Origin of the sequence: Tatumella morbirosei (assembly GCF_000757425.2) — a bacterium.
Classification (GTDB): domain Bacteria; phylum Pseudomonadota; class Gammaproteobacteria; order Enterobacterales; family Enterobacteriaceae; genus Tatumella; species Tatumella morbirosei.
Genome location: NZ_JPKR02000003.1, coordinates 432,217 through 455,617 on the forward strand (window position 1 = coordinate 432,217; position 23,401 = coordinate 455,617).

A 23,401-nucleotide genomic window follows, 5' to 3' on the forward strand; every position below is an offset into this window, starting at 1 on the left:
ACAGACTCAGAAGTTCTGTTAATATGCACCCCGCTCTGACAGGTTACAGAGCATCACAATAAGGTGGGATTCCCGAGCGGCCAAAGGGAGCAGACTGTAAATCTGCCGTCACAGACTTCGAAGGTTCGAATCCTTCTCCCACCACCATCTCAATATGGCACTTCAGCCAGACATTCCGGATACACTCACAGATTCTCCGTGGAGAAGGACGAGAACCTTCGACAAGGTTCGAGCCGAACAACGTGAGGCAACGTGCTTCAGCACGGCCCGCAGGGCGAGCCGGTTACGGCGAGTCATCCTTCTCCCACCACCATCTCAATATGGCACTTCAGCCAGACATTCCAGATACACTCACAGATTCTCCGTGGAGAAGGACGAGAACCTTCGACAAGGTTCGAGCCGAACAACGTGAAGCAACGTGCTTCAGCACGGCCCGCAGGGCGAGCCGTTTACGGCGAGTCATCCTTCTCCCACCACCATCTCAATATGGCACTTCAGACAGACATTCCAGATAAGCTTGCAGATCACCTACCCTCATCTGTTATAGCTTTTCAGATGCTCCCCGGCCGGGAATACTCTTTTCCCTGAAGTGCACAATTACTATCCCAGCCCTTGCCTGCGGTGACATTCATAAAAAAAATCGCTACCATCGCGGTTAAATTCTATGACACTGGTAAAAACATGAAATTTGTTTCTTTCAATATTAACGGACTCAGAGCACGCCCACACCAGCTAGCCGCACTGGTCGAAAACCTTCAGCCGGATGTCATCGGACTCCAGGAAACTAAAGTCCACGATGATATGTTTCCTCTGGAAGAAGTTCAGAAGCTCGGTTACCACGTTTTCTTCCATGGCCAGAAAGGTCATTACGGTGTCGCGTTACTGACGAAAGCTGAGCCGGTTAACGTACAACGGGGTTTCCTGACTGATGATGAAGATGCCCAACGACGGATTATTATGGCTGATATTCCTTCTCCCATCGGTAACATCACAGTAATTAACGGATATTTCCCACAAGGTGAAAGCCGTGACCATCCGGTGAAATTCCCGGCTAAAGATAAATTTTATCAGGATTTACAAAATCATCTGGAAACTCAACTCAACTCTGATAACCCGGTGTTGATTATGGGTGATATGAATATCAGTTGTACTGACAGCGACATTGGAATTGGTGAAGACAATCGTAAACGTTGGTTAAGAACCGGAAAATGCTCATTCCTTCCGGAAGAACGTGAATGGATGGATAAGTTGTTAGGCTGGGGCCTGACGGATACATGGCGTGCGGCCAATCCACTGGTGGAAGACCGCTTCTCCTGGTTCGACTACCGTTCAAAAGGTTTCGACGATAACCGTGGATTACGAATCGACTTATTGCTGGCCAGCCAGCCTCTGGCCTCCAGATGTATCGCTACCGGAATTGACTATGATATCCGGAGCATGGAAAAACCTTCTGACCATGCTCCTGTCTGGGCTGAGTTCAAACTCTGAACAATTTGCCGTAATATCGCTGAGCCTTAACGGTTCAGCGGTTTCCAGATCAAAGGCATCGTTCCGGTAACATTCCGGTCGCGGCCACACTGCATTAATACTGGCCCCGCGTTAATCACTGCTCCTTCAGAGTAACGCTGATTATTATACCAACACAGGCGATCACTATCCTGCCAACCTGTACGACCATAATTCCTGGCCGACAAAACCTGCCCGGTTTCAACATCCAGTCGGACCGCACCTCCACTTTCGGTATGCAACGAACAATATGCTGAAAAAGAACAGAAACCGGCGGTAATCAGCAGTAGAAAACGCATAGTTATTCCTCCTTGACAGTTTTTTTCTTCCTTTTAGCCCCCCCTTTGCGTGGAGCTGCAGGCAGCTGTCTTAAAATCTGCACTGGTGGTGCTCGTCTTGCCTCACCTATCAGGCTATGTAATGTCTCCACCAGCGGCTGCATAAAATCCTGGTAACGAAAATTTTTCTCACTGATGCTGGTAAGCATCGATTCCCAGTGCGCCGTCATATCCGGACTCGCTGCAGGCTGAGGAAGCGCATGAATCAACGCTTTTCCGACAGCCGTCGAATGAATATAACGTCCTTTCTTTTCCAGAAAGCCACGTTTAAACAGCAGCTCGATGATTCCTGCCCGGGTCGCCTCTGTCCCTAAACCATCGGTCTCTCTCAGCACTTTCTTTAGCGCTTTATCCTGAACAAAACGTGCAATACCAGTCATGGCTGACAATAACGTAGCATCAGTAAAGTAGCGAGGTGGCTGAGTTTTCTTTTCCACCACTTCTCCCTTTTCACACAGTAATTGCTGGCCTTTTTTAACTTCAGGTAAGGGTGTCCCGTCGTTTTCTTCATCACGTTCTTTAGCGCCCAACAGCACCCGCCAACCTGCAATGGCCAGGAAACGGGCTTTAGCGACAAATTTTCCGCCGGCGATTTCCAGTTCAATGACACATTTTCGGTATATAGCTTCAGGACAAAATTGCATCAGATACTGGCGGGCAATCAGCCCATAAATATTTTGTTCATTTTCCGTCAGTCGGATATTACTGCGACGTGCAGTTGGAATAATCGCGTGATGGGCATCCACTTTTTTATTATCCCAACAGCGGTTACGTAAATCCGGATTAAGTTCTTCAGGTAACCTCTGCTCAGGTAAATGAGTGCCAATTGCCTCCATAACCGCATGACGACCGGCAAAGTGTTCCTCAGGTAAATAACGACAGTCAGAACGCGGATAAGTGATAAGTTTATGCGTTTCATAGAGTTTCTGGCAGACATCCAGTACATTCTGCGCGCTCAGTCCAAAGCGTCGTGCCGCTTCAATCTGCAGACTGGAAAGAGAGAATGGTAACGGAGCAATCTCTGATTCGCGCTTATCCTGGTAACCGGTGACCAGTGCTGGTTGACACTCGATACGTTTACAGACGTGGTCTGCCAGCGAGCGGTTAAGTAACCGGCCCTCTTCATCCTGCCAGGATTCACAGGCATCACTGGGTACCCATAATGCGGTAAAGCGCTGCTCATTATCAGCCAGAATATGAGCCCTGACTTCGAAAAAATCTTTGGCGACGAAATTAGCAATCTCTTCATCACGCCGCACCACCAGCCCAAGCACCGGTGTCTGCACTCTGCCAACAGACAATACCCCGTTGTACCCGGCATTGCGGCCAAAAAGGGTATAAGCCCGGGTCATATTAATACCATAAAGCCAGTCAGCCCGGGCTCTGGCCAGAGCTGAAACACATAACGGGATAAAATCACGATTTTCGCGTAATTTTTCTATGGCCCGTTCTACTGCCTGAGGATTAAGATCATTGATCAGACAACGTTGCACCGTTGCTTTTTTATCACCACTCAGCTTCAGGTAATCCAGCACTTCATCAACAAGCAACTGACCTTCGCGATCCGGGTCACCCGCATGAACCACCTGCGTCGCTTGCTGAAGTAGTTCTTCTATCACCCGTAATTGTTTAGCCACTTCCGGACGTGGCTTAAGTAGCCATTTCTCCGGAACTATCGGTAAATCGGCAAGTGACCATCGGGCATAGCGCGGATCATAATTTTCAGGCTGAGCCTGCTCCAGCAGATGGCCAACACACCAGGTCACCACCTGATCATTTCCGCAGGCAATAAATCCCTGACCGCGTCGGTGCGGTTTAGGTAACACATCAGCAATAGCCCGGGCGAGACTGGGCTTTTCGGCAATAAACAAACGCATTAACCGCGATATTCCTTTCAGTCGGGTGGCTGTACATCATCTGTGTCAGGTCCGGAGTTGAGTGTGCACCGGACCGGGGGTGGCCAGGTACCGGTGACACAGCAGCGAAACTGCCGGAATAGTGCCAGATTCAGCGAGGTTTATCTGTCAGAAATAACTGACAAAAGCAGCAGTATCCTCTGCTGCAACGGGCGCTGCTTTTAATTGTGGCGTTCCCAGGTAAAGAAAACCAACAATTTTGTCCTGCCTCCTGCAACCAAATGCTTCACGCACACTCTCGCTTTCAGTCCAGGCTCCACTACGCCAGATACCATTAAAACCCTGAGACTGCGCTGCCATCTGCATAGCCATCACCGCACAACCGGCAGACACCACCTGCTCCCACTCCGGCACCTTCGGATGTTCTTCACAGCGGGCAATTACAGTAATAATTAACGGAGCCCTGAAAGGCGCACTTCTGGCTTTTTCAATGGCTTTGTCATCCTGACCCTCTTTTATTGCTGCCGATGACAGCAACTGACTAAAACGCTCGCGGCCTTCCTGTTCAACAATAACAAAATGCCATGGCTTAAGTGCACCATGATCCGGAGCCCGTAACCCCGCCTGCAGAATATGGTGCAATACATCACCCTGTGGAGCAGGTTCAGTGAGTCTTCCCGCAGAGCGGCGTTGCAGTAACAATTCCAGTGCGTCCATAAATCCCCCTGATAACGCGATGAATAGTGCTCAGTCTGGCATAACAACGACATTTGTAACAGTCTGCCGGAGATTTCCTGCTGACATTTAGAGCAGTGCTCTTTAGGATGATGCCTGAATGATCAGAACTCAGGCAAAAGATTAGCCTGCAGATAAATTAATGGAGAAATTATGCGCACATTGGGGCGATTCATCGTCAGGCTGTTCTCAGTCGTCTGGCGGGTATTGAATTTTATCAGGGAATTCATTCTCAACCTGTTCCTTTTATTACTGATTGTGGTCGGTGTAGGTATCTGGTTGCAGGTCAGCGGTGGTTCCTCCGGTTCAGCGAAGACCCTGACAGGCGGCGCGTTAAAAATCGATCTGGACGGAACCATTGTTGATCAGCCTTCCGCCAATAACCGTCTCAGTAAAATTGGTCGTGAAATCATTGGCAGCCGGAGTGAAACTCTGCAACAAAATTCTGTATTCGATATTGTTGATGCTATTCGCCAGGCGAAAGATGACAACAAAATTACCGGTATCGTGCTTGATCTGAGCAATTTTGCCGGGGGAGACCAACCTTCATTACGTTACATCGGCAAGGCATTGCAGGAGTTTCGGGATAAAGGTAAACCTGTCTATGCCTATGGAGATAATTTTAGCCAGGCTCAGTACTATCTGGCCAGTTTTGCCAATACCATCTATTTATCGCCACAAGGCGCGGTAGATATTCACGGGATGGCGACTAATAGCCTGTATTTTAAAACCCTGCTCGATACGCTGAAAGTTTCTTCACATGTGTTCCGTGTCGGAACTTATAAATCCGCAGTTGAGCCTTTCCTGCGTGATGATATGTCGCCTGCGGCGAAAGATGCTGACAATCGTTGGATTAACCAGCTGTGGGATAATTACCTCTCTACTGTGGCCGCGAATCGTAATATTACTCCGCAGCAGGTTTTCCCGGGGGCTGATAACCTGATTGCCGCCCTGAAGGCTGATGACGGCAATACTGCTACCTATGCGCTGAACACCAAACTGGTTGATGGTTTACAAACTCGTGCTGCAGTTGACCAGATCCTGATTAAGAAATTTGGCTGGGACCCTCAGGCCAAAGATTACCGGAATGTTAGTATCTACAATTACCCGGTTAAAGACCCCCATGCGGGCCAGCAAGGTAATATCGCAGTGATTGTCGCTAACGGAGCAATCACTGATGGAGAGGCCAGCGCTGGTAATGTCGGCAGTGACACCACGGTATCGCAGATTCGTGCTGCCCGCCTGAACAAAGATATTAAAGCGATTATCCTGCGGGTAAATAGCCCCGGGGGAAGTGTTACGGCTTCAGAGGCTATTCGTGAGGAACTCATGGCAGCCAAAACTGCCGGCAAGCCAGTCGTAATATCGATGGGCGGCCTTGCGGCCTCTGGCGGCTACTGGATTTCCACGCCTGGCAGTTACATTATCGCCAGCCCAACCACACTGACCGGCTCTATCGGGATTTTCGGGGTGATTAACACTATCGAAAACTCACTGAGCACCATTGGTGTGCATACCGACGGTGTTTCGACATCACCGCTGGCTGATGTCTCGACAACCAAAGCCTTACCAGATCAGGTACAACAAATGATGCAAATCAGCATCGAAAATGGTTACCGCAACTTCCTGAACCTGGTCGCCGAATCCCGACATAAAACCCCGCAGCAGATAGACCAGATTGCACAGGGACATGTCTGGACCGGAACTGATGCGAAAGCTAATGGTCTGGTAGATGAGCTGGGTGACTTTGACGACGCAGTCAATAAAGCCGCAGAGCTGGCACATGTTACCACGCCAGTTCTCGACTGGTATCAGGAACAGCCATCTTTCTTTGACCAGGTGCTGGACCAGATGAGCGCTTCTGTCAGTGCGGTATTACCGGTAAGCGTTAAAGCCTTACTGCCGGCCCCACTGGTCGAAGTGATGAGCGATATTCAGAAGCAACCGGGGCTGACCGGCAACACTGCCGATCCTCAGAACCGTTATGCATACTGCATGAACTGTGGTGTATTAAATTAAAAATATGCAGCCTGAACCTCGTTCAGGCTGCTTTTCCCTGCAATTGCTTTTATACTGCCGCCTTTCAGTCTCCTGATTATCACTACCGAACCAGACGCCCATGCAGAAAAAAAATATTTATGTCGCCTATACAGGTGGAACCATTGGTATGCAACGCTCAGCTCATGGCTATGTGCCGGTGTCAGGGCACCTACAGCAGCAGGTGTTGAACATGCCCGAATTCCACCGTTCTGAAATGCCGGATTTCACTATCCATGAATATCAGCCATTAATGGACTCTTCAGATATGACGCCCGGCGACTGGCAGGTCATTGCTGATGATATCCGGCAAAATTATGAGCGTTACGATGGCTTCGTGATTCTGCACGGTACCGATACCATGGCATTTACCGCTTCAGCCTTGTCGTTCATGCTGGAAAACCTGGGCAAGCCAGTCATTGTGACAGGGTCACAGATACCTCTGGCTGAACTACGATCTGATGGTCAGCAGAACTTGTTGAATGCACTATTTGTAGCGGCTAACTACCCTGTCAATGAAGTGACGTTATTCTTTAATAACACTTTGTACCGGGGTAACAGGACCACGAAAGCTCATGCTGATGGCTTTAATGCCTTTGCCTCACCTAACCTCACTCCGTTACTGGAAGCCGGCATCCATATACGTCGCCTAAACACTCCGCCGGCCCCCGCCGCGATGGGTCCGCTGAAAGTGCATAAAATTGAACCACAGCCTGTCGGTGTAGTGACGCTCTATCCGGGGATTTCGGCCGAAGTGGTACGTAATTTCTTGCGCCAGCCGGTTAAAGCTCTGATTCTCCGTTCATATGGTGTCGGTAACGCACCGCAAAATCCTGAGTTTCTGAATGAACTCCAACAGGCTTCACAACGCGGCATCGTGGTAGTTAATCTGACACAATGCATTTCGGGCAAGGTGAATATGGGAGGCTATGCTACAGGAAACGCGCTGGAGAATGCCGGGGTGATCAGTGGCTATGACCTGACCGTAGAAGCGACGCTGACCAAACTACACTTCCTGCTGACTGCCGGTTATAACGCACAAGAGATTCGGGCATTGATGCAGCAGAATTTACGCGGTGAATTAACTCCGGATTAAGAGGTGACTAAGTCAGCCGGCCACCGTGCCGGCCATTTTTGTGGTGCACTCAGTTAAGATTCAGCCGGACTGTGTCGTCATCAATACCAAACTCCTGCCTGAGCTGTTGTTTGGTTTTAATCACCATATCACCGTCTTTACTGATGGTCATATGCTCCGGATTATCATTATGCTGTGCCTGCCAAAGCATCACCAACTGTAAGACATGCTCCCGCTGTTCTGGCGTTAACGCCACACCATCCGGCCATTTTCCCGTTTCGCTTGCAGTAGCAAGACGCCGATAAACTTCCGGAGTCATACCGGCCAGCAAAGTTTGAAGAGTATTATTCATCGGTTATCCCGGAATCACTTTGCCCTGAGGATCGGTAAAATTCAGTGATGCAGAATTCACACAGTAACGCTCTCCGGTCGGTTGCGGACCATCAGGGAAGACATGCCCAAGGTGAGAATCACAGTTGCCACAACGAATCTCCGTGCGGTGCATGCCATGAGAATTATCTTCAATATAGTGAATCGCACTGTCCGAAACCGGCTCATAGAAACTTGGCCAGCCACATCCTGAGTCATATTTACTGTCAGAATAAAACAGCGGAGCATTACATACCAAACAATGGTAAACCCCTGCCTGTTTATTATGCAGCAGAGCCCCGCTAAATGGCGGTTCAGTTCCACGTTGTTGAGTCACATACTGTTGCATTTCAGTAAGGGTAAATCCTGCAGGATTTCCGTTTTTATTCTCTGACGACATGCTGTATCCATTGACTGTTAACAAAGCTAAATAAGGCGTATTATAACAAACAGGCAACAAAACGGGGCTGGCATTTCGTGCTGACAGCAGGAATACGATAAGTGTTATTTGAAACTGTGACTGCAATCTACTTTTTCCAGTTTGGGTGGCTGCAACTGCCACGCATTTGATTAAGCATATTTATCATTCGCCGACAGGTGAAAGCAGGTTCGGGGATTGATCTGCCACAACAATTGACACGATTAAGCTTGACGCCGAAAGCGGTTTTTGTAATTTTACAGCCAACCTTTTATTCAATAACCAATAGCTGGTGGAATATATGACTATCAAAGTAGGTATTAACGGTTTTGGCCGTATCGGTCGTGTTGTTTTTCGCGCTGCGCAACAGCGTTCAGATATCGAGATCGTTGCAATCAACGACCTGCTCGACGCGGATTACATGGCTTACATGCTGAAATATGACTCCACTCATGGCCGGTTTGACGGTACTGTTGAAGTAAAAGACGGTGCACTGATTGTTAACGGTAAAAAAATCCGTGTTACCAGCGAAAGAGACCCGGCGAATCTGAAGTGGGACGAAGTAGGTGTGGATGTCGTTGCAGAAGCGACCGGGATCTTCCTGACTGACGAAACTGCACGTAAGCACATCGCTGCTGGTGCCAAAAAAGTGGTCCTGACTGGTCCTTCTAAAGATGACACCCCAATGTTTGTTCGTGGTGCTAACTTCGACAAATATGCCGGCCAGGATATCGTTTCTAACGCTTCCTGTACCACCAACTGCCTGGCACCACTGGCTAAAGTCATCAATGATAACTTCGGTATCGTTGAAGGTCTGATGACTACAGTTCACGCAACCACCGCCACCCAGAAAACCGTCGATGGTCCGTCTCATAAAGACTGGCGTGGTGGTCGTGGTGCTTCTCAGAATATCATCCCATCATCTACCGGTGCCGCTAAAGCCGTCGGCAAGGTTCTGCCAGAACTGAACGGTAAACTGACGGGTATGTCACTGCGTGTACCTACTCCTAACGTTTCTGTGGTTGACCTGACTGTTCGTCTGGAAAAATCTGCCACTTATGAGCAGATTAAAGATGCAATTAAAGCCGCTGCTCAGGGTCCAATGAAAGGCGTTCTGGGCTATACCGAAGACGACGTTGTTTCAACCGATTTTAACGGTGAATCACTGACTTCTGTCTTTGATGCGAAAGCAGGTATCGCTCTGAACGACAAATTTGTGAAACTGGTTTCCTGGTATGACAACGAAACTGGCTACTCACATAAAGTTCTGGATCTGATTGCGCTGGTTGCCGCTAAATAATTTTGATATTTGTGATTACAGATACAGCCACGGGCGACTTCGGTCGCCCTTTTCAATGTCAGGGTAACCATTTTTTGAGGTGAGAAGATGCAGGACTCATTATACAAACTGCCGGTAATCCGTCAGATTACCCCTTATATTTCTCAGCGTCAGAAAGATCAGCTACCGCTGATAGTGATTAACCATCCTAAAGTTCATGCCGTGATTGCCCTGCAGGGGGCACATCTTATCTCCTGGCAACCCGCTGATGAGAAACCAGTCATCTGGCTGAGCAGTGAAACCGCTTTCCAGGAAGGAAAAGCGCTGCGCGGCGGCATTCCTGTATGCTGGCCCTGGTTTGGTCCTGCCGGACAGCCTGCGCATGGGTTTGCCCGCACTCTTCCATGGACACTACTGGCACATGATGAAAACGAGCAAGGTGTCATTTTAACCTTTGGACTAAAGCATACCCCTCAGACCCTGAAATTGTGGCCGCATGAATTTTCATTAATTGCCCGCTTCAGGCTGAGTAGCCATTGTGAAATAGAACTGGAAGCTCACGGGGAATTTGAGTCTACCGCCGCCCTGCACAGCTACTTCCAGGTTGAAGATATTACCGGGGTTTCTGTCAGTGGGCTGGGACAACCCTTTATTGATAAAGTGACTGATAATGCCGCCGGTCAGCAGACCACGGAACAGACTTATCCTGACCGGGTCGATCGAATTTTTACTGCGGCAGATGACTGTAATGTCATTACTGACCGCCGCGGTAAGCGGCAGCTTGAAGTTTATCACCACCATAAAAGTGACGTTGTCACCTGGAACCCGGGTCCTGAACTCTCCTGCAGCATGTCGGATATGGCTAATGACGGCTATAAAACGATGGTCTGTGTCGAAACGGCTCGTATTACCACACCTCTGGTCAGCAAAGCTGATCTCCCGGGTCGGTTAGGTGTGACTCTACGGGTCTCGAAACATCTCTGAATCGCGCCTTTGGGTTGCACCAAAATTGAATACCTGTCACTAAAAGGGGGCAATTAAGCCCCCTTTTAGTGCAACTTGTCAGAATGTATAACTGACCCCACTCCAGACCATCACCTGTCCTGATTTCGAGACCATCGGGCTGTCTTTCACTGCGCTGTCAAACCACTGGTAACGGCCTCCTACTCCCAGTTGCCAACGACTGGACAATGGATAAACCGCACTCACTTCGGCGTACGGATTCCAGCTATCACCGGAATGATAGGCTGCAATACCCGAGCGTGAGGATTCATCCTGTGAAACTCCGTAGTAATAGCCAGTTTCACGTGCACTATTCCAGCTCAGTCCGACTCCCGGATTTACAGTAAAGCCGCCCAAAGTGAGTGGATAGTGCCAGTCGGTAGTCCAGATCATGCCATTACTTTCACCAAGCACATCCCCCACCAGCGAGGTTTTAACTACCCCCCAGTCTGCCGTATGCCGCCACATTCCCCCTGCCATCAAGGTAAGATGGCGTTTATCCAGTCGCCGCATATCACTGAAATCATTCTTTTTAGGGCGATATTCCTGGCCTGAACTCGTGATAATCAGAGACAACTGATCGCTGTTATCTTTCCACAGATAGTAGCCGGCCTGCCAACCAGAGATAAAAAAGTGGTCTCCTTCATAGTTCACCAGAGGAAAGGGGTAATACCGGTTCTGTCCTCCATGATAAGGAGACTGCATATACAAAACAGAAGCTCCGACAGTGAGTGGGGTGTTTTCAGCCAGAGCCTGACCTGAGAAGCACGCTGATATCAGGGCGCTGAGGCAATAAAGTGATTTTTTCAAAATGTAACAATCCTGTAATTATTCTGACTGTCGCAGTCTATCCTTACAATGCCCTGACGAAAATGATCTGCGCACAGATTGATCATAAATATCCGGTGATAACACCCACATTGTCCTTTTTTACCTCTCTGAGCTCAGTGTGCCAGCCTGATAGCACAGTTTGTCATTGATATATCGCGAAATAATTCAAATAACATCAGCAAAACTGCCAGATAGTTACTACAGTTAAATTATACGGCTCATTTAAAAACCATTTTTCACCCCTTTCCGGGCATTATCTTTTTATAAAATCATATCCTGGCATAAGGGTTGCTGTACTGATAGCAGAGCCGTATTTCCAGGAGCAGATCCTGCAGAGGCATGCTCCTTTACCTGTGCTAAAACTGAAAGGACGGGCATCGTTATGAATATATTCGATCACTATCGCCAGCGCTATGAAGCGGCCAAAGACGAAGAGTTCACATTGCAGGAATTTCTTTCAATCTGTAAACAGGACCGTAGTGCCTATGCCAATGCTGCTGAACGGCTGCTGACCGCCATCGGCAAGCCGGTAATGGTAGACACAGCCCAGGACCCCCGACTCTCACGTATTTTTTCGAACCGTGTGGTCTCCCGGTACCCTGCGTTTGAAGAGTTCTACGGCATGGAAGACGCTATCGAACAAATTGTCTCTTATCTGAAACATGCCGCCCAGGGACTGGAAGAGAAGAAACAGATCCTTTATCTGCTGGGTCCGGTGGGTGGGGGTAAATCTTCGCTGGCCGAACGGCTTAAAGCCCTGATTCAGCGGGTTCCTATTTATGTCCTGACGGCTAATGGTGAACGTAGTCCGGTCAACGACCACCCGTTATGTCTGTTCAATCCTCAGGAAGACGCCGCGATTCTTGAAAAAGAGTATGCCATCCCCCGCCGCTACCTCGGTACCATTATGTCGCCATGGGCAGCCAAACGGCTGCATGAATTCGGAGGCGATATCACTCGTTTTAAAGTAGTGAAAGTCTGGCCATCGATTCTGGAACAACTGGCTATCGCCAAGACTGAACCTGGCGATGAAAATAACCAGGATATATCCGCCCTGGTCGGTAAAGTAGATATCCGCAAACTGGAACACTTTGCCCAGAACGATCCTGATGCTTACAGCTATTCGGGTGCCTTGTGCCGTGCAAATCAGGGGGTGATGGAATTTGTCGAGATGTTTAAGGCACCCATCAAAGTTCTTCACCCGTTGCTGACCGCGACACAGGAAGGTAACTATAACGGCACTGAAGGTATCTCCGCCCTGCCATTTAACGGCATGATTCTGGCACACTCTAACGAATCGGAATGGGTGCAGTTCCGTAACAACAAAAATAATGAAGCATTTCTCGACCGAGTGTATATCGTCAAGGTGCCTTACTGCCTGCGGGTATCTGAGGAGATCCGCATTTATGAGAAACTGTTAAATAACAGTGAGCTGACCAGCGTACCCTGTGCTCCCGGAACACTTGAAACACTGGCTCGCTTTATCATTCTGTCACGCCTGAAATCGCCGGAAAATTCCAGCATTTATTCCAAAATGCGGGTCTATGACGGTGAGAGCCTTAAGGATACTGATCCGAAAGCGAAATCATGGCAGGAATATCATGATTATGCCGGGGTTGATGAAGGCATGAATGGTTTGTCTACCCGTTTTGCGTTCAAAATTTTGTCCCGGGTGTTTAACTTTGATCATACCGAAGTTGCTGCGAACCCGGTGCATCTATTCTATGTGCTGGAACAACAAATTGAACGAGAACAGTTCCCTCAGGAACAGGCGGATAAATATCTGGAGTTTCTGAAAGGTTATCTGATTCCTAAGTATGCCGAATTTATTGGTAAGGAAATTCAGACCGCCTATCTGGAATCCTACTCTGAGTATGGTCAGAACATTTTCGACCGTTATGTGACTTATGCAGACTTCTGGATTCAGGATCAGGAATATCGTGATCCAGATACCGGCCAGTTATTCGATCGGGAGTCACTGAATGCTGAACTGGAGAAAATTGAGAAACCTGCCGGCATCAGTAATCCTAAAGATTTCCGTAATGAAATCGTCAATTTCGTGTTACGCGCACGTGCACAGAATGGCGGCCGGAATCCGAACTGGACCAGTTACGAGAAACTGCGGACGGTGATTGAGAAAAAAATGTTCTCTAACACTGAAGAGTTGCTACCGGTAATCTCTTTCAATACCAAAACCTCAACCGATGAACAGAAAAAACACGATGATTTTGTCGACCGGATGATGGAGAAAGGATATACCCGTAAACAGGTAAGACTGCTTTGTGAATGGTACTTACGCGTACGCAAATCTTCATAAGCCGTCAGTTGCGCCGGAGAGCGTCCCGCTTTCCGGCGCCGGACCGGAAAGAACCGGTTCGTATCACAGTGATGTCCGGGAGTGTGCTATGTCCTATTTTATCGATCGGCGTCTGAACGGTAAAAATAAGAGTGCTGTTAACCGGCAGCGCTTTCTGCGCCGTTACAAATCACAGATTAAGAAGTCGATCTCTGAAGCAATCAACAAACGATCAGTGACAGATACCGGCAGCGGAGAGTCGGTATCCATCCCTGTCGATGACATACGTGAACCGATGTTCCATCAGGGCAGCGGCGGCGAGCGAGTCAGGGTTCATCCGGGTAACGATCACTTCGTCACCCGTGACCGCATTGAACGTAACCCGGGGGGTGGCGGTGGCGGCAGTGGTCAGGGAGAAGCCAGCCAGCAGGGAGAAGGCCAGGACGAGTTCAGCTTTAATATCTCGAAAGATGAATATCTGGACCTGTTATTCGAAGATCTGGCTTTACCCAATTTGCAGAAAAATAACCATAACCAGGTGACAGAATTCAAAGTTCACCGTGCTGGTTATACTGCTAACGGCGTACCTTCCAACATTAGTGTGGTACGGTCGCTGCAAAATTCACTGGCACGGCGTACCGCCATGACGGCAGGGAAACGTCGTCAGTTGCGGGAACTTGAGCAGGCTCTGGAATCGATTCAATCCCGGGAGCCTATCCAGCTACTTGAGGAAGAACGCTTATCAACAGAAATTGCAGAACTGAAGGCAAGCATTGCCAGAGTTCCCTTTATCGATACCTTCGACCTGAGGTATAAAAACTTTGAAAAACGTCCGGAGCCCTCCAGCCAGGCTGTTATGTTCTGTCTGATGGATGTCTCTGGTTCTATGGATCAGCCAACCAAGGATATGGCTAAACGTTTTTATATCCTGTTGTACCTGTTCCTTAGCCGTAGCTATAAAAACGTGGATGTGGTCTATATTCGCCACCATACCCAGGCCAAAGAAGTGGATGAACAGGAATTCTTTTACTCACAGGAAACCGGCGGAACCATTGTATCGAGTGCGCTGAAGCTAATGGATGAGGTTATCAAAGAGCGTTATGACCCTTTACAGTGGAATATTTATGCTGCGCAGGCATCCGATGGTGATAACTGGGCTGATGACTCACCGTTGTGTCATCAGATTCTGGCCAGCCAGATACTGCCTGTGGTCCGTTACTACAGTTATATTGAAATTACCCGACGCGCCCATCAAACCTTATGGCGTGAATATGAACAATTGCAGAATCAGTTTGATAATTTTGCAATACAACATATCCGCGAACCCGAAGATATCTATCCGGTCTTCCGTGAGCTGTTTCAGCGACAGACCGCAGATAATTAACCTTGTCCGCAACAGCCGGCAGACAACCGGCTGTTATTTTAGTCTGTCTGTTCAGACGACTTCATAGTGACTCTTCGTTCATTTCGTAATGCCGACCCGGATGTAACATCGAATTTCAAAACGACACAGAAAATCTGCCTGTGTGATGATCCTTCTCCCTGAACACCTTTCTGACCAGGATAGCCTTGCCTCCAGTCACCAGCCCTCAAATGCATGTAAAAAAACTGTCGTCTGAGATTCAACTTAATCGCGACAAAAGGTATAATAATCAGCATCCGGGTCACTGTGGAGTTAACAACGATGACTGCATGGATTTGTAATCATAAGCTGGGCGTTATTCTGAGTCTGGTCATTATTCTTGAACTGACGATGTTTCTGCTGACACATCACTGGTTACCCTGGAATACCTGACCCGCAGGTGAGGCCTGACATCACTGAGAAGGTCTTAAAATGAAGATTGGTTATCTGTTTCCTGTCGCCATTATTGTCGCAGGGGTGGTGTTATTAGGCTGGTTTATCGCCAGCGGAGCCTGGATGCCAGGTCAGTAATCCCGTCTCTGACAGCATAGCCACACCCCCTTCTTCTGTTTACTATCGCTCAATGCAATAGACTCATCTCTGGTTTATTGCATAAATTTGCTATTCATCAGACGTGTAGTTCAGTTTAAATTTCAGGGTGGCAGTATATTTTGCGGCTGAGTTCTGCAAAATCACTCATCATTCCCGCCCCTCTTCAGTAAATCATCTATCTTCAGGGAGCTGTCATTTGGAATCCAGCATGATTTATAGTCTTTTTGTTATTGGCTCAGTGCTGGTAGCATCAAGTATTATCCTTAGTGCCTTTTCGTCCCGGCTGGGTATTCCTATCCTGGTGATCTTCCTCGCGCTCGGCATGCTCGCGGGCGAAGATGGTATCGGTGGCATAGCCTTCGATAATTACCCTGCCGCTTTTTTAATCTCCAATCTGGCCCTGGCGGTTATCCTGCTGGATGGTGGAATGCGAACCAAAGCCGGATCGCTGAAAGTGGCTCTCTGGCCATCATTATCTCTGGCAACCGTCGGCGTGCTAATTACCGCAGGCCTCACGGGCATGATAGCGGCCTGGCTATTTGACCTCGACCTGATGCAGGGATTTCTGATTGGGGCCATTATCGGATCCACCGATGCGGCGGCAGTATTTTCACTACTGGGAGGTAAAGGTTTAAATGAAAGGGTCAGCTCAACACTTGAAATAGAATCGGGCAGTAATGATCCCATGGCCGTTTTCCTGACCATCACACTGATCGATATGATCAGTAAAGGAAAAACCGGACTGGATATGATGTTTGTGGTCCATCTGGTTCAGGAATTTGGGCTGGGAATTGTGTTCGGTATTGGCGGCGGTTTTGCTATCCAGCAACTGATTAACCGTATTACGCTGTCTTCAGGATTATATCCACTGTTAGCCGTCAGTGGCGGGATTCTGGTATTTTCGTTCACTACACTGATGGAAGGCAGCGGTATTCTGGCCGTCTATCTCTGTGGTTGCTGGCTGGGGAATTCTCCGGTGCGTAACCGGCATGGCATTCTGCAAACCTTTGACGGGATGGCCTGGTTAAGTCAGATAGGCATGTTTATCGTGCTGGGTCTGCTGGTTGTACCCAGTGATCTGTGGCAAATCGCAGTACCGGCCATGCTGCTCTCGTTGTGGCTAATCTTTGTCGCCAGACCTTTATCAGTATTTACCGGATTGCTTCCGTTTAAAAATTTCACCCTCCGTGAGCGTTTTTTTATCAGTTGGGTCGGACTGCGCGGTGCAGTCCCTATTATCCTGGCTGTTTTCCCGATGATGGCCGGGCTGGATAACGCTAAACTCTACTTCAACATTGCCTTTTTTGTAGTGCTGGTTTCTTTAATGCTGCAGGGTACCTCGCTTACCCGGGCGGCGAAACTGGCCAGAGTGATCGTCCCTCCGGCGGCTGAGCCTATTCAGCGTATCGGTCTGGATATTCATCCGCGCAGTCCATGGGAAGAGTTTGTCTATCAGTTAAGTGACGATAAATGGTGTATTGGTGCCGCGTTAAGGGAGCTGGAGATGCCGGCTGAAACCCGGATTGCCGCCCTGTTCCGCGATAATGAGTTGATGCACCCGTCAGGTTCTACCAGGCTCAAAGAGGGTGATATTTTGTGCGTCATTGGCCGGGAGAAAGACTTACCGGCACTGGGGAAAATATTCAGTGATAGTCCCCCTGTCGCGCTTGAACAACGGTTTTTTGGTGATTTTATACTGGATGCCAGCACTGATTTGTATGATATCGCTCAGGTCTATGGCCTGGAGCTCGACCAGGATATTCAGGCACATCAGCCACTGGCAAAAATGATCATTCAACAACTGGGGGGAACCCCGGTCGTAGGTGACCAACTGGAATGGCTTAATGTTATCTGGACCATTGCAGAAAAAGAAGATAATAACATCGTTAAAGTGGGTGTCAGGATGACAGATGACCAGTCCTGAACCTGCTGTAGCAGCCTCCCTTCATCATTCTGGCGCTGCGACATCATTACGCTACCGGTTAAGATGAAAAACCGGTAGTCTTGTACGCTTTTTTGCGGAACCTCTGCTTATTTCATGAATAAATACACTCTGTTATTACTCTCGCTGGTTCTGCTGGCACCTCTGGGAATTGACCTGTATCTGCCGACACTGCCACAGATTGCTGTCGGACTGTCCACCCCGGCGGAGAATATTCAGTCAACCATCCCACTGTTCCTGCTGGTCATGGGGTTGGGACAACTGGTAACCGGGCCTCTGGTCGATAATCTCGGCCGTAAGCCCGTGGCTATCGCGGGGCTGGTTTTATATGTAGCCGGCAGCCTGGCAGCCGTTTTCGCTGTCAGCTGGCCCTGGTTTTTGACAGCAAGAATTGTGCAAGGTTGTGCGGTGTGTTGCACGGCGGTAGTGGCTTTCAGCGGAGTTCGTGATCGCCTGAGCGGTGATGAGGCGGCTAAAACTTTCGGCTTTCTTAACGGCGCATTAAATATCGTACCGGCACTGGCTCCGTTACTCGGCGGTACTTTAGCCGGACTGTTTGGCTGGCGGGCCCCCTTTGGATTTCTGGCGTTATACGGTCTGATTATCGGATTGCTGATCAGTTTTCGGTTACCTGAAACCCGTCCTGAGAACACCCTGAAGGTCCCTTATTTTCCGTTAAAACAGTACGCAGCCATACTGACCAACCCGCGCTTTGTCTGTTTCTCCCTCGCAAATGCCGGGGCTTTAGGCATGGTGCTCACTTATGTTTCGCTGGCTCCCGGGGTACTGATGGAACAAGGTGGCTTGTCCCCTTTTATTTTCGCGCTGGTGTTTGGGGCTAACGGGTTGTGGATTATGCTGGTCAGTCATCTGGTGAGTTATGTCATACGTAAAGCCGGCAGACCCTTCTGCCTGCTGTCCGGTGCCCTGCTGATGCTGGTTGCGGCCGCCATGATGACGGGCGAAATCCTTTGGTTCAGCACAGACCTGCAACATTTCTGGCTATGTTATATGTTGCCGGTTGCCGTCGCAGTTTCCGGACTGGCTTTTATCATCGGCCCGGCAACCAGCTATGCACTGGAACCTTATCAGCAGCAAGCTGGTATGGCCTCTGCGTTGCAGGGATTTATTCAGATGGCCGGGGGAGCCGGAGGAAGCCTGGCGATACTGACATTACCTGTGGATCCTCGAAGTGCGTTAACTCTGATGATGCTTACTGGCGCCGTACTGGCAATGATAGCGTGTCGGTGCAGCCACCGGGTCAAAGGTACTCTGAAAGCCCTGTAATTCAATAGTCACCCCGAAATGATAGTGGGGTGACTATAATCGACGTGCTTAAGGCTCAATACGGAAAGGGACGCGTGGTGCTACCGCACACATGAGTTCATATCCGACAGTACCGGAAGACCGTGCCACATCATCGATCGGTACTTGTTCCCCCCATAATTCCACAGACGAACCGATGGTTGCCTGCGGACAGGGTGTCAGATCAACCATAATCATATCCATTGAGACAGCCCCCAGAGTCTGCGTTACCACACCATCAACTGCCACTGGTGTTCCGGTAGGCGCATGCCGGGGATACCCATCAGCATAGCCACAGGCCACCACCCCAATACGCTGCGAGGTGGTTGAGTGGTACCGGTATCCATAACCCACTCCTTCTCCGGGCTGTATCTGCTGAATCCCTATAATTTCGCTGTTCAGGCGCATGGCCGGTTTCAGACCGGTGTTTGCGATATCCTGCGAGCGTCCTGAAGGTGATGCACCGTACAGAATTATCCCCGGCCGGACCCATTGATGATGAGTTTGCGGGTGCCAAAGCGTCGCAGCGGAATTCGCCAGGCATTGTGGCGGAACCTCAGAGAAGTCGGCAACAATTTGATTAATTTTTGCCAATGGTTCATCGACACCATCGCTGTCTTCTGCGCGGGCGAAATGGGTCATTAATGTCATTTCACCCACATTCGGCAATGCGGCCAGTCGTCTCCAGACAGCAGTGACCTGTTCGGGTCGGAAACCCAGCCGGTTCATCCCAGTGTTTACTTTGACAAAAATATTTAGCGGTGCAGACAGATGCGCACTGGCCAATGCTTCAATCTGCCATTCACTGTGAATACTGGTGCTCAGCCGGTAACTGTCCAGTAAAGCAAGGTCGGCTGGTTTGAAAAAGCCTTCCAGTAGTAAAACCGGCTTCTCCCAGCCATGTTCACGTAGCAAAATGGCTTCTTCATAATTCAGTAATGCGAAACCATCCGTGGCAGATAATGCGGGTAAACAGCGGGCGATACCATGCCCGTAAGCATTAGATTTCACAACGGACCAGACCTTCGCCCCTGATGCCGCCTCTTTGACGACAGAGAGGTTATGCTTCAGGGCCTGATGACTGACAGTTGCGATAATCGGTCGTGACATACAATTCTCCTGAGATCCTTAACGGGCAATACTGACTTTGGGCTGTGATGAACTGACATCAAAACCCGGCAGGTAGCGCATGACCGATAAGTCATCGACTGCGATATCCGGTGTTTTCCCGGAAATAATATCAGCGATTAATTTTCCGGACCCACAGGCCATAGTCCACCCTAGTGTGCCATGGCCTGTATTCAGATACAGATTAGCTAACGGAGTGCGTCCGACGATCGGTGTACCATCCGGTGTCATCGGTCGTAAACCGGTCCAGAATGTTGCCTGTTCAATCTGGCCACCTTCAGGATAAAGATCACTGACCACCATCTCCAGCGTTTCCCTGCGGGCAGGCAATAGTTTGGTGTTAAATCCGACAATTTCCGCCATTCCCCCGACCCGGATACGGTCATCAAACCGGGTCACGGCGATTTTATAAGTTTCGTCCAGGACGGTAGAGACAGGGGCAGCATCATAATTTTTAATGGGTACCGTCAGTGAATAGCCTTTCAACGGATAGACAGGAACAGACACAATATCTTTTAACAATGCCGTAGAGTATGAACCACAGGCAACGATATAACGGTCTGCGGTAAGTGTTTCGCTGCCGCAACTAACGCCAGTGATGCTGTTCCCTTCACGTAACAACCTGTCAATGTTCACGTTATAGCGAAAAGTCACCCCTGCCTGCTCTGCCATTGCAGCCAGCCGCTGAGTAAATAATTTACAGTCCCCTGTCTCATCATTAGGCAGTTGCAGACCACCGGTAAGTTTATGTCGGGTCACCGATAAAGCAGGTTCAATAGACGGTAATTCCGCAGATTCGACTAAGCGGTAAGGGACACCTGCCTCTCTGAGCACTTCAATATCTTTTGCCGCATTCGCGTACTGCTGTTCGGTACGAAACAACTGTAAAGTTCCACCCTGCCGCCCTTCATATTCTATTCCCGTCGTCGCACGTAACTCCTTGAGGCAGTCACGGCTGTACTCTGCAATACGTACCATGCGGCTCTTATTTTCGTGATAATGCGGCAGAGTACAGTTCTTTAGCATTTCCCACATCCACTGCAACTGGAAAGCAGAGCCATCAGGACGAATTGAAAGCGGCGAGTGGCGCTGGAACATCCATTTTACAGCTTTCAATGGAATGCCCGGAGCAGCCCATGGCGAAGCATAACCGGGAGAAATCTGCCCGGCGTTACCTGCACTGGTCTCCTCCGCAGGACCACTGGTACGATCAACGACAGTCACCTCGTGACCCGCCTGTGCCAGATACCAGGCACTGGCAACGCCGACAACTCCACTTCCAAGAATAAGTACTTTCATCACAACCCCTGCAGCATAAAACCCCGAATTATGATTAACGATGCAGTGATATAAACTATCCTGACCGCAAACCTGCTATTAAGTCTATTTCACCTTGTTTTTTCTGTTTTGATAACAAAAATTAGCGCTAAAGTGAATATTCAGTAGTTAAATTGGTTTTAAATTAAAAATCGGCAGTTAATTATGTGGAAAGCGATTTTATTAATGGATGTCAGGATTTTTAAATGTTGCCATATAATCTACTTATATACAGGATATTATTCTGTTTTTTTGGTCGGTTATTGGTATTTGGCAGAAAAAATCGCACAGCAGTAATCTGAGCCTTCTTTTGTATGCATTTTCGCGCTAGCCTGTCATTGCAACCTAAAAGAATCAGCTATCCTTAAACAGTCACCCGAAATAATTTTCCTCATCAGGATGATGAGTCTGATACCAGGCGATGACTTACTGTAGACAGACCACTGTAGATAGACGAGGTGCGCTATGACAACTGTTTTTGATGCCCCTACACTCCGGCCAGAACGTCTGAGCGATGGCCCGGACTGGACCTTTGGACTGCTTGAAACTTACCTGGCCGAGATTGACCGTGTTGCAAAGTCATACCGGCTGGATACCTACCCGCATCAGATAGAAGTAATTACGTCAGAACAAATGATGGATGCATATTCCAGCATTGGCATGCCTATCAACTATGCCCACTGGTCATTTGGTAAAAAATTTATTGAAACCGAACAACTCTATAAGCAAGGTCAACAAGGGCTGGCGTATGAAATTGTTATTAATTCTAATCCATGTATAGCTTATCTGATGGAAGAAAACACCATGACCATGCAGGCGCTGGTCATGGCCCATGCCTGCTATGGTCATAACTCCTTCTTTAAAAATAACTACCTGTTCCGGAGTTGGACCGATGCTGGCTCTATCGTTGATTATCTGCTTTTTGCCCGCAATTATATTTCTGATTGCGAGGAAAAATACGGTATTGAAGCAGTAGAACGGTTGCTGGACTCCTGTCATGCGCTGATGAACTATGGTGTAGACCGTTATAAAAGACCTCAAAAAATATCTTTGCAGGAAGAAAAAGCCCGACAAGAGAGCCGTGAGGCTTATCTGCAAAGTCAGGTAAATACCCTGTGGAGAACTTTGCCACGCAGAGAAAAAGAAGAAACTGCGGTCGAACGCCCCCGTTATCCCACGGAACCCCAGGAAAACCTGTTGTATTTTATGGAGAAAAACGCACCATTACTGGAACCGTGGCAACGCGAGATTCTCCGCATCGTGCGTAAAATCAGCCAGTATTTCTATCCCCAGAAACAGACTCAGGTGATGAATGAGGGATGGGCTACCTTCTGGCATTACACTATCCTCAATCATTTATATGATGAGGGAAAAGTGACTGAGCGGTTTATGATGGAATTTCTGCACAGTCACACCAATGTCGTTGCCCAGCCACCGTACAACAGCCAGTGGTATAGTGGAATTAACCCTTATGCCCTGGGATTTGCGATGTTTCAGGACATTAAACGAATCTGCCAGTTCCCGACAGAGGAAGACAGAGCCTGGTTCCCGGATATCGCTGGCAGCGACTGGCTGGAAACTTTACATTTTGCGATGCGTGAATTTAAAGATGAAAGTTTTATCAGCCAGTTCCTGTCACCTAAAGTGATCCGTGATTTCCATCTTTTCTCAGTGGCTGACGATGATCGGAAAAATTTCCTGGAAATATCGGCCATCCATGATGATGAAGGATACCGGACAATACGACAGCAGCTCTCTGCTCAGTACAATCTGAGTAACATTGAACCAAACATTCAGGTGTGGGATGTGGATTTACGAGGCGATCGTTCTCTGACACTACGTTATATACCTCAGAACCGCGCTTCGCTGGGTGATAGCCGCACCGAAGTTCTGAAGCATGTGCACCGGTTATGGGGATTTGATGTAAAACTTGAACAACTGAATGATGACGGTAGTGTCGATATGCTGGAACGCTGTCCTCCCCGCCAACAAATCTAGTCTCTGTCCGGCCGG

The 23,401-nt window shown here is 48.8% G+C and carries 19 protein-coding genes, 1 tRNA gene and 2 other RNA genes; 14 read left to right on the forward strand and 8 right to left on the reverse strand.

What is annotated here, in order from left to right:
* Nucleotides 1–62 precede the first annotated feature (62 nt).
* The 4 genes from HA49_RS04865 to xthA all read left to right on the forward strand — a co-directional run bounded on the left by HA49_RS04865 (nt 63) and on the right by xthA (nt 1,488).
* Nucleotides 63–147: transfer RNA gene (locus HA49_RS04865), tRNA-Tyr, on the forward strand.
* A gap of 40 nt (nt 148–187) precedes the next feature.
* Nucleotides 188–313: non-coding RNA, RtT sRNA (locus HA49_RS20790), on the forward strand.
* A 40-nt stretch (nt 314–353) separates the two neighbouring features.
* A non-coding RNA gene (locus tag HA49_RS20795) (RtT sRNA) lies at nt 354–479 on the forward strand.
* Nucleotides 480–681: 202 nt separating this feature from the next.
* Nucleotides 682–1,488: an exodeoxyribonuclease III gene (gene xthA / locus HA49_RS04870; protein ID WP_038020936.1), complete on the forward strand. Its 807-nt coding sequence runs from the start codon at nt 682–684 to the stop codon at nt 1,486–1,488.
* Between the two features lie 26 nt (nt 1,489–1,514).
* Here the strand turns inward: xthA and HA49_RS04875 are convergent, their stop codons facing one another.
* From HA49_RS04875 to HA49_RS04885, 3 genes are all read right to left on the reverse strand, one after another.
* The gene (locus HA49_RS04875) at nt 1,515–1,805 is read right to left on the reverse strand and encodes a DUF1496 domain-containing protein (protein ID WP_038020817.1); all 291 of its coding nucleotides are present in this window, start codon (nt 1,803–1,805) and stop codon (nt 1,515–1,517) included.
* A 2-nt stretch (nt 1,806–1,807) separates the two neighbouring features.
* Nucleotides 1,808–3,721 (reverse strand): DNA topoisomerase III, encoded by a 1,914-nt coding sequence (locus HA49_RS04880; RefSeq protein WP_038020819.1) that lies wholly within the window; start codon nt 3,719–3,721, stop codon nt 1,808–1,810.
* Nucleotides 3,722–3,868: 147 nt separating this feature from the next.
* The gene (locus HA49_RS04885; RefSeq protein ID WP_038020820.1) at nt 3,869–4,417 is read right to left on the reverse strand and encodes an NAD(P)H nitroreductase; all 549 of its coding nucleotides are present in this window, start codon (nt 4,415–4,417) and stop codon (nt 3,869–3,871) included.
* Between the two features lie 171 nt (nt 4,418–4,588).
* Between HA49_RS04885 and sppA the strand changes: the two genes are divergently transcribed.
* Nucleotides 4,589–6,454 (forward strand): signal peptide peptidase SppA, encoded by a 1,866-nt coding sequence (sppA, locus tag HA49_RS04890; RefSeq protein ID WP_038020821.1) that lies wholly within the window; start codon nt 4,589–4,591, stop codon nt 6,452–6,454.
* A 100-nt stretch (nt 6,455–6,554) separates the two neighbouring features.
* Nucleotides 6,555–7,568: an asparaginase gene (ansA, locus tag HA49_RS04895; protein WP_038020822.1), complete on the forward strand. Its 1,014-nt coding sequence runs from the start codon at nt 6,555–6,557 to the stop codon at nt 7,566–7,568.
* A 49-nt stretch (nt 7,569–7,617) separates the two neighbouring features.
* On the opposite strand, the gene HA49_RS04900 is transcribed toward ansA, so the two are convergent.
* Nucleotides 7,618–7,899: a YeaC family protein gene (locus HA49_RS04900; protein ID WP_038020823.1), complete on the reverse strand. Its 282-nt coding sequence runs from the start codon at nt 7,897–7,899 to the stop codon at nt 7,618–7,620.
* Nucleotides 7,900–7,902: 3 nt separating this feature from the next.
* Complete coding sequence (gene msrB, locus HA49_RS04905; RefSeq protein WP_038020824.1) at nt 7,903–8,316, reverse strand: peptide-methionine (R)-S-oxide reductase MsrB; 414 nt, start codon at nt 8,314–8,316, stop codon at nt 7,903–7,905.
* Between the two features lie 319 nt (nt 8,317–8,635).
* Between msrB and gapA the strand changes: the two genes are divergently transcribed.
* Nucleotides 8,636–9,634: a glyceraldehyde-3-phosphate dehydrogenase gene (gapA, locus tag HA49_RS04910; RefSeq protein ID WP_038020825.1), complete on the forward strand. Its 999-nt coding sequence runs from the start codon at nt 8,636–8,638 to the stop codon at nt 9,632–9,634.
* A gap of 87 nt (nt 9,635–9,721) precedes the next feature.
* Entirely contained in the window at nt 9,722–10,597 is an 876-nt protein-coding gene (locus HA49_RS04915; protein ID WP_038020826.1) for a D-hexose-6-phosphate mutarotase, read from the forward strand.
* A 78-nt stretch (nt 10,598–10,675) separates the two neighbouring features.
* Here HA49_RS04915 and HA49_RS04920 read toward each other — a convergent pair whose 3' ends face one another.
* On the reverse strand, nt 10,676–11,425 hold the full coding sequence (locus tag HA49_RS04920) for a MipA/OmpV family protein (RefSeq protein WP_052752436.1): 750 nt from the start codon (nt 11,423–11,425) through the stop codon (nt 10,676–10,678).
* Between the two features lie 403 nt (nt 11,426–11,828).
* On the opposite strand from HA49_RS04920, the gene HA49_RS04925 reads away from it, so the two are divergent.
* The 5 genes from HA49_RS04925 (at nt 11,829) to HA49_RS04940 (ending at nt 18,925) form a co-directional block, all read left to right on the forward strand.
* Entirely contained in the window at nt 11,829–13,763 is a 1,935-nt protein-coding gene (locus tag HA49_RS04925; protein ID WP_038020827.1) for a PrkA family serine protein kinase, read from the forward strand.
* An 88-nt stretch (nt 13,764–13,851) separates the two neighbouring features.
* Nucleotides 13,852–15,126 (forward strand): YeaH/YhbH family protein, encoded by a 1,275-nt coding sequence (locus tag HA49_RS04930; RefSeq protein WP_038020829.1) that lies wholly within the window; start codon nt 13,852–13,854, stop codon nt 15,124–15,126.
* Nucleotides 15,127–15,576: 450 nt separating this feature from the next.
* Entirely contained in the window at nt 15,577–15,675 is a 99-nt protein-coding gene (locus HA49_RS21410; protein WP_156994551.1) for a YoaK family small membrane protein, read from the forward strand.
* Between the two features lie 229 nt (nt 15,676–15,904).
* Complete coding sequence (locus HA49_RS04935) at nt 15,905–17,620, forward strand: potassium/proton antiporter (protein ID WP_038020830.1); 1,716 nt, start codon at nt 15,905–15,907, stop codon at nt 17,618–17,620.
* A gap of 114 nt (nt 17,621–17,734) precedes the next feature.
* Nucleotides 17,735–18,925, forward strand: a complete 1,191-nt coding sequence (locus tag HA49_RS04940; RefSeq protein WP_038020831.1) for a multidrug effflux MFS transporter — start codon at nt 17,735–17,737, stop codon at nt 18,923–18,925.
* A gap of 48 nt (nt 18,926–18,973) precedes the next feature.
* Here the strand turns inward: HA49_RS04940 and dadX are convergent, their stop codons facing one another.
* Nucleotides 18,974–20,053 (reverse strand): catabolic alanine racemase DadX, encoded by a 1,080-nt coding sequence (gene dadX, locus HA49_RS04945; protein WP_038020832.1) that lies wholly within the window; start codon nt 20,051–20,053, stop codon nt 18,974–18,976.
* Between the two features lie 18 nt (nt 20,054–20,071).
* Nucleotides 20,072–21,370, reverse strand: coding sequence for a D-amino acid dehydrogenase (locus HA49_RS04950; RefSeq protein ID WP_038020833.1), 1,299 nt, complete (start codon nt 21,368–21,370; stop codon nt 20,072–20,074).
* Between the two features lie 483 nt (nt 21,371–21,853).
* Here HA49_RS04950 and HA49_RS04955 point away from each other — a divergent pair, with 483 nt between their 5' ends.
* Nucleotides 21,854–23,386: a SpoVR family protein gene (locus HA49_RS04955; RefSeq protein ID WP_038020835.1), complete on the forward strand. Its 1,533-nt coding sequence runs from the start codon at nt 21,854–21,856 to the stop codon at nt 23,384–23,386.
* The last annotated feature ends 15 nt before the right edge of the window (nt 23,387–23,401 follow it).

Excerpts from the sequence above, each read along its gene's own strand:
- xthA (WP_038020936.1), top strand. The coding sequence starts at position 682 with ATGAAATTTGTTTCTTTCAATATTAACGGACTCAGAGCACGCCCACAC.
- HA49_RS04875 (WP_038020817.1), bottom strand. The coding sequence starts at position 1,805 with ATGCGTTTTCTACTGCTGATTACCGCCGGTTTCTGTTCTTTTTCAGCA.
- HA49_RS04880 (WP_038020819.1), bottom strand. The coding sequence starts at position 3,721 with ATGCGTTTGTTTATTGCCGAAAAGCCCAGTCTCGCCCGGGCTATTGCT.
- HA49_RS04885 (WP_038020820.1), bottom strand. The coding sequence starts at position 4,417 with ATGGACGCACTGGAATTGTTACTGCAACGCCGCTCTGCGGGAAGACTC.
- sppA (WP_038020821.1), top strand. The coding sequence starts at position 4,589 with ATGCGCACATTGGGGCGATTCATCGTCAGGCTGTTCTCAGTCGTCTGG.
- ansA (WP_038020822.1), top strand. The coding sequence starts at position 6,555 with ATGCAGAAAAAAAATATTTATGTCGCCTATACAGGTGGAACCATTGGT.
- HA49_RS04900 (WP_038020823.1), bottom strand. The coding sequence starts at position 7,899 with ATGAATAATACTCTTCAAACTTTGCTGGCCGGTATGACTCCGGAAGTT.
- msrB (WP_038020824.1), bottom strand. The coding sequence starts at position 8,316 with ATGTCGTCAGAGAATAAAAACGGAAATCCTGCAGGATTTACCCTTACT.
- gapA (WP_038020825.1), top strand. The coding sequence starts at position 8,636 with ATGACTATCAAAGTAGGTATTAACGGTTTTGGCCGTATCGGTCGTGTT.
- HA49_RS04915 (WP_038020826.1), top strand. The coding sequence starts at position 9,722 with ATGCAGGACTCATTATACAAACTGCCGGTAATCCGTCAGATTACCCCT.
- HA49_RS04925 (WP_038020827.1), top strand. The coding sequence starts at position 11,829 with ATGAATATATTCGATCACTATCGCCAGCGCTATGAAGCGGCCAAAGAC.
- HA49_RS04930 (WP_038020829.1), top strand. The coding sequence starts at position 13,852 with ATGTCCTATTTTATCGATCGGCGTCTGAACGGTAAAAATAAGAGTGCT.
- HA49_RS21410 (WP_156994551.1), top strand. The coding sequence starts at position 15,577 with ATGAAGATTGGTTATCTGTTTCCTGTCGCCATTATTGTCGCAGGGGTG.
- HA49_RS04935 (WP_038020830.1), top strand. The coding sequence starts at position 15,905 with ATGATTTATAGTCTTTTTGTTATTGGCTCAGTGCTGGTAGCATCAAGT.
- HA49_RS04940 (WP_038020831.1), top strand. The coding sequence starts at position 17,735 with ATGAATAAATACACTCTGTTATTACTCTCGCTGGTTCTGCTGGCACCT.
- dadX (WP_038020832.1), bottom strand. The coding sequence starts at position 20,053 with ATGTCACGACCGATTATCGCAACTGTCAGTCATCAGGCCCTGAAGCAT.
- HA49_RS04950 (WP_038020833.1), bottom strand. The coding sequence starts at position 21,370 with ATGAAAGTACTTATTCTTGGAAGTGGAGTTGTCGGCGTTGCCAGTGCC.
- HA49_RS04955 (WP_038020835.1), top strand. The coding sequence starts at position 21,854 with ATGACAACTGTTTTTGATGCCCCTACACTCCGGCCAGAACGTCTGAGC.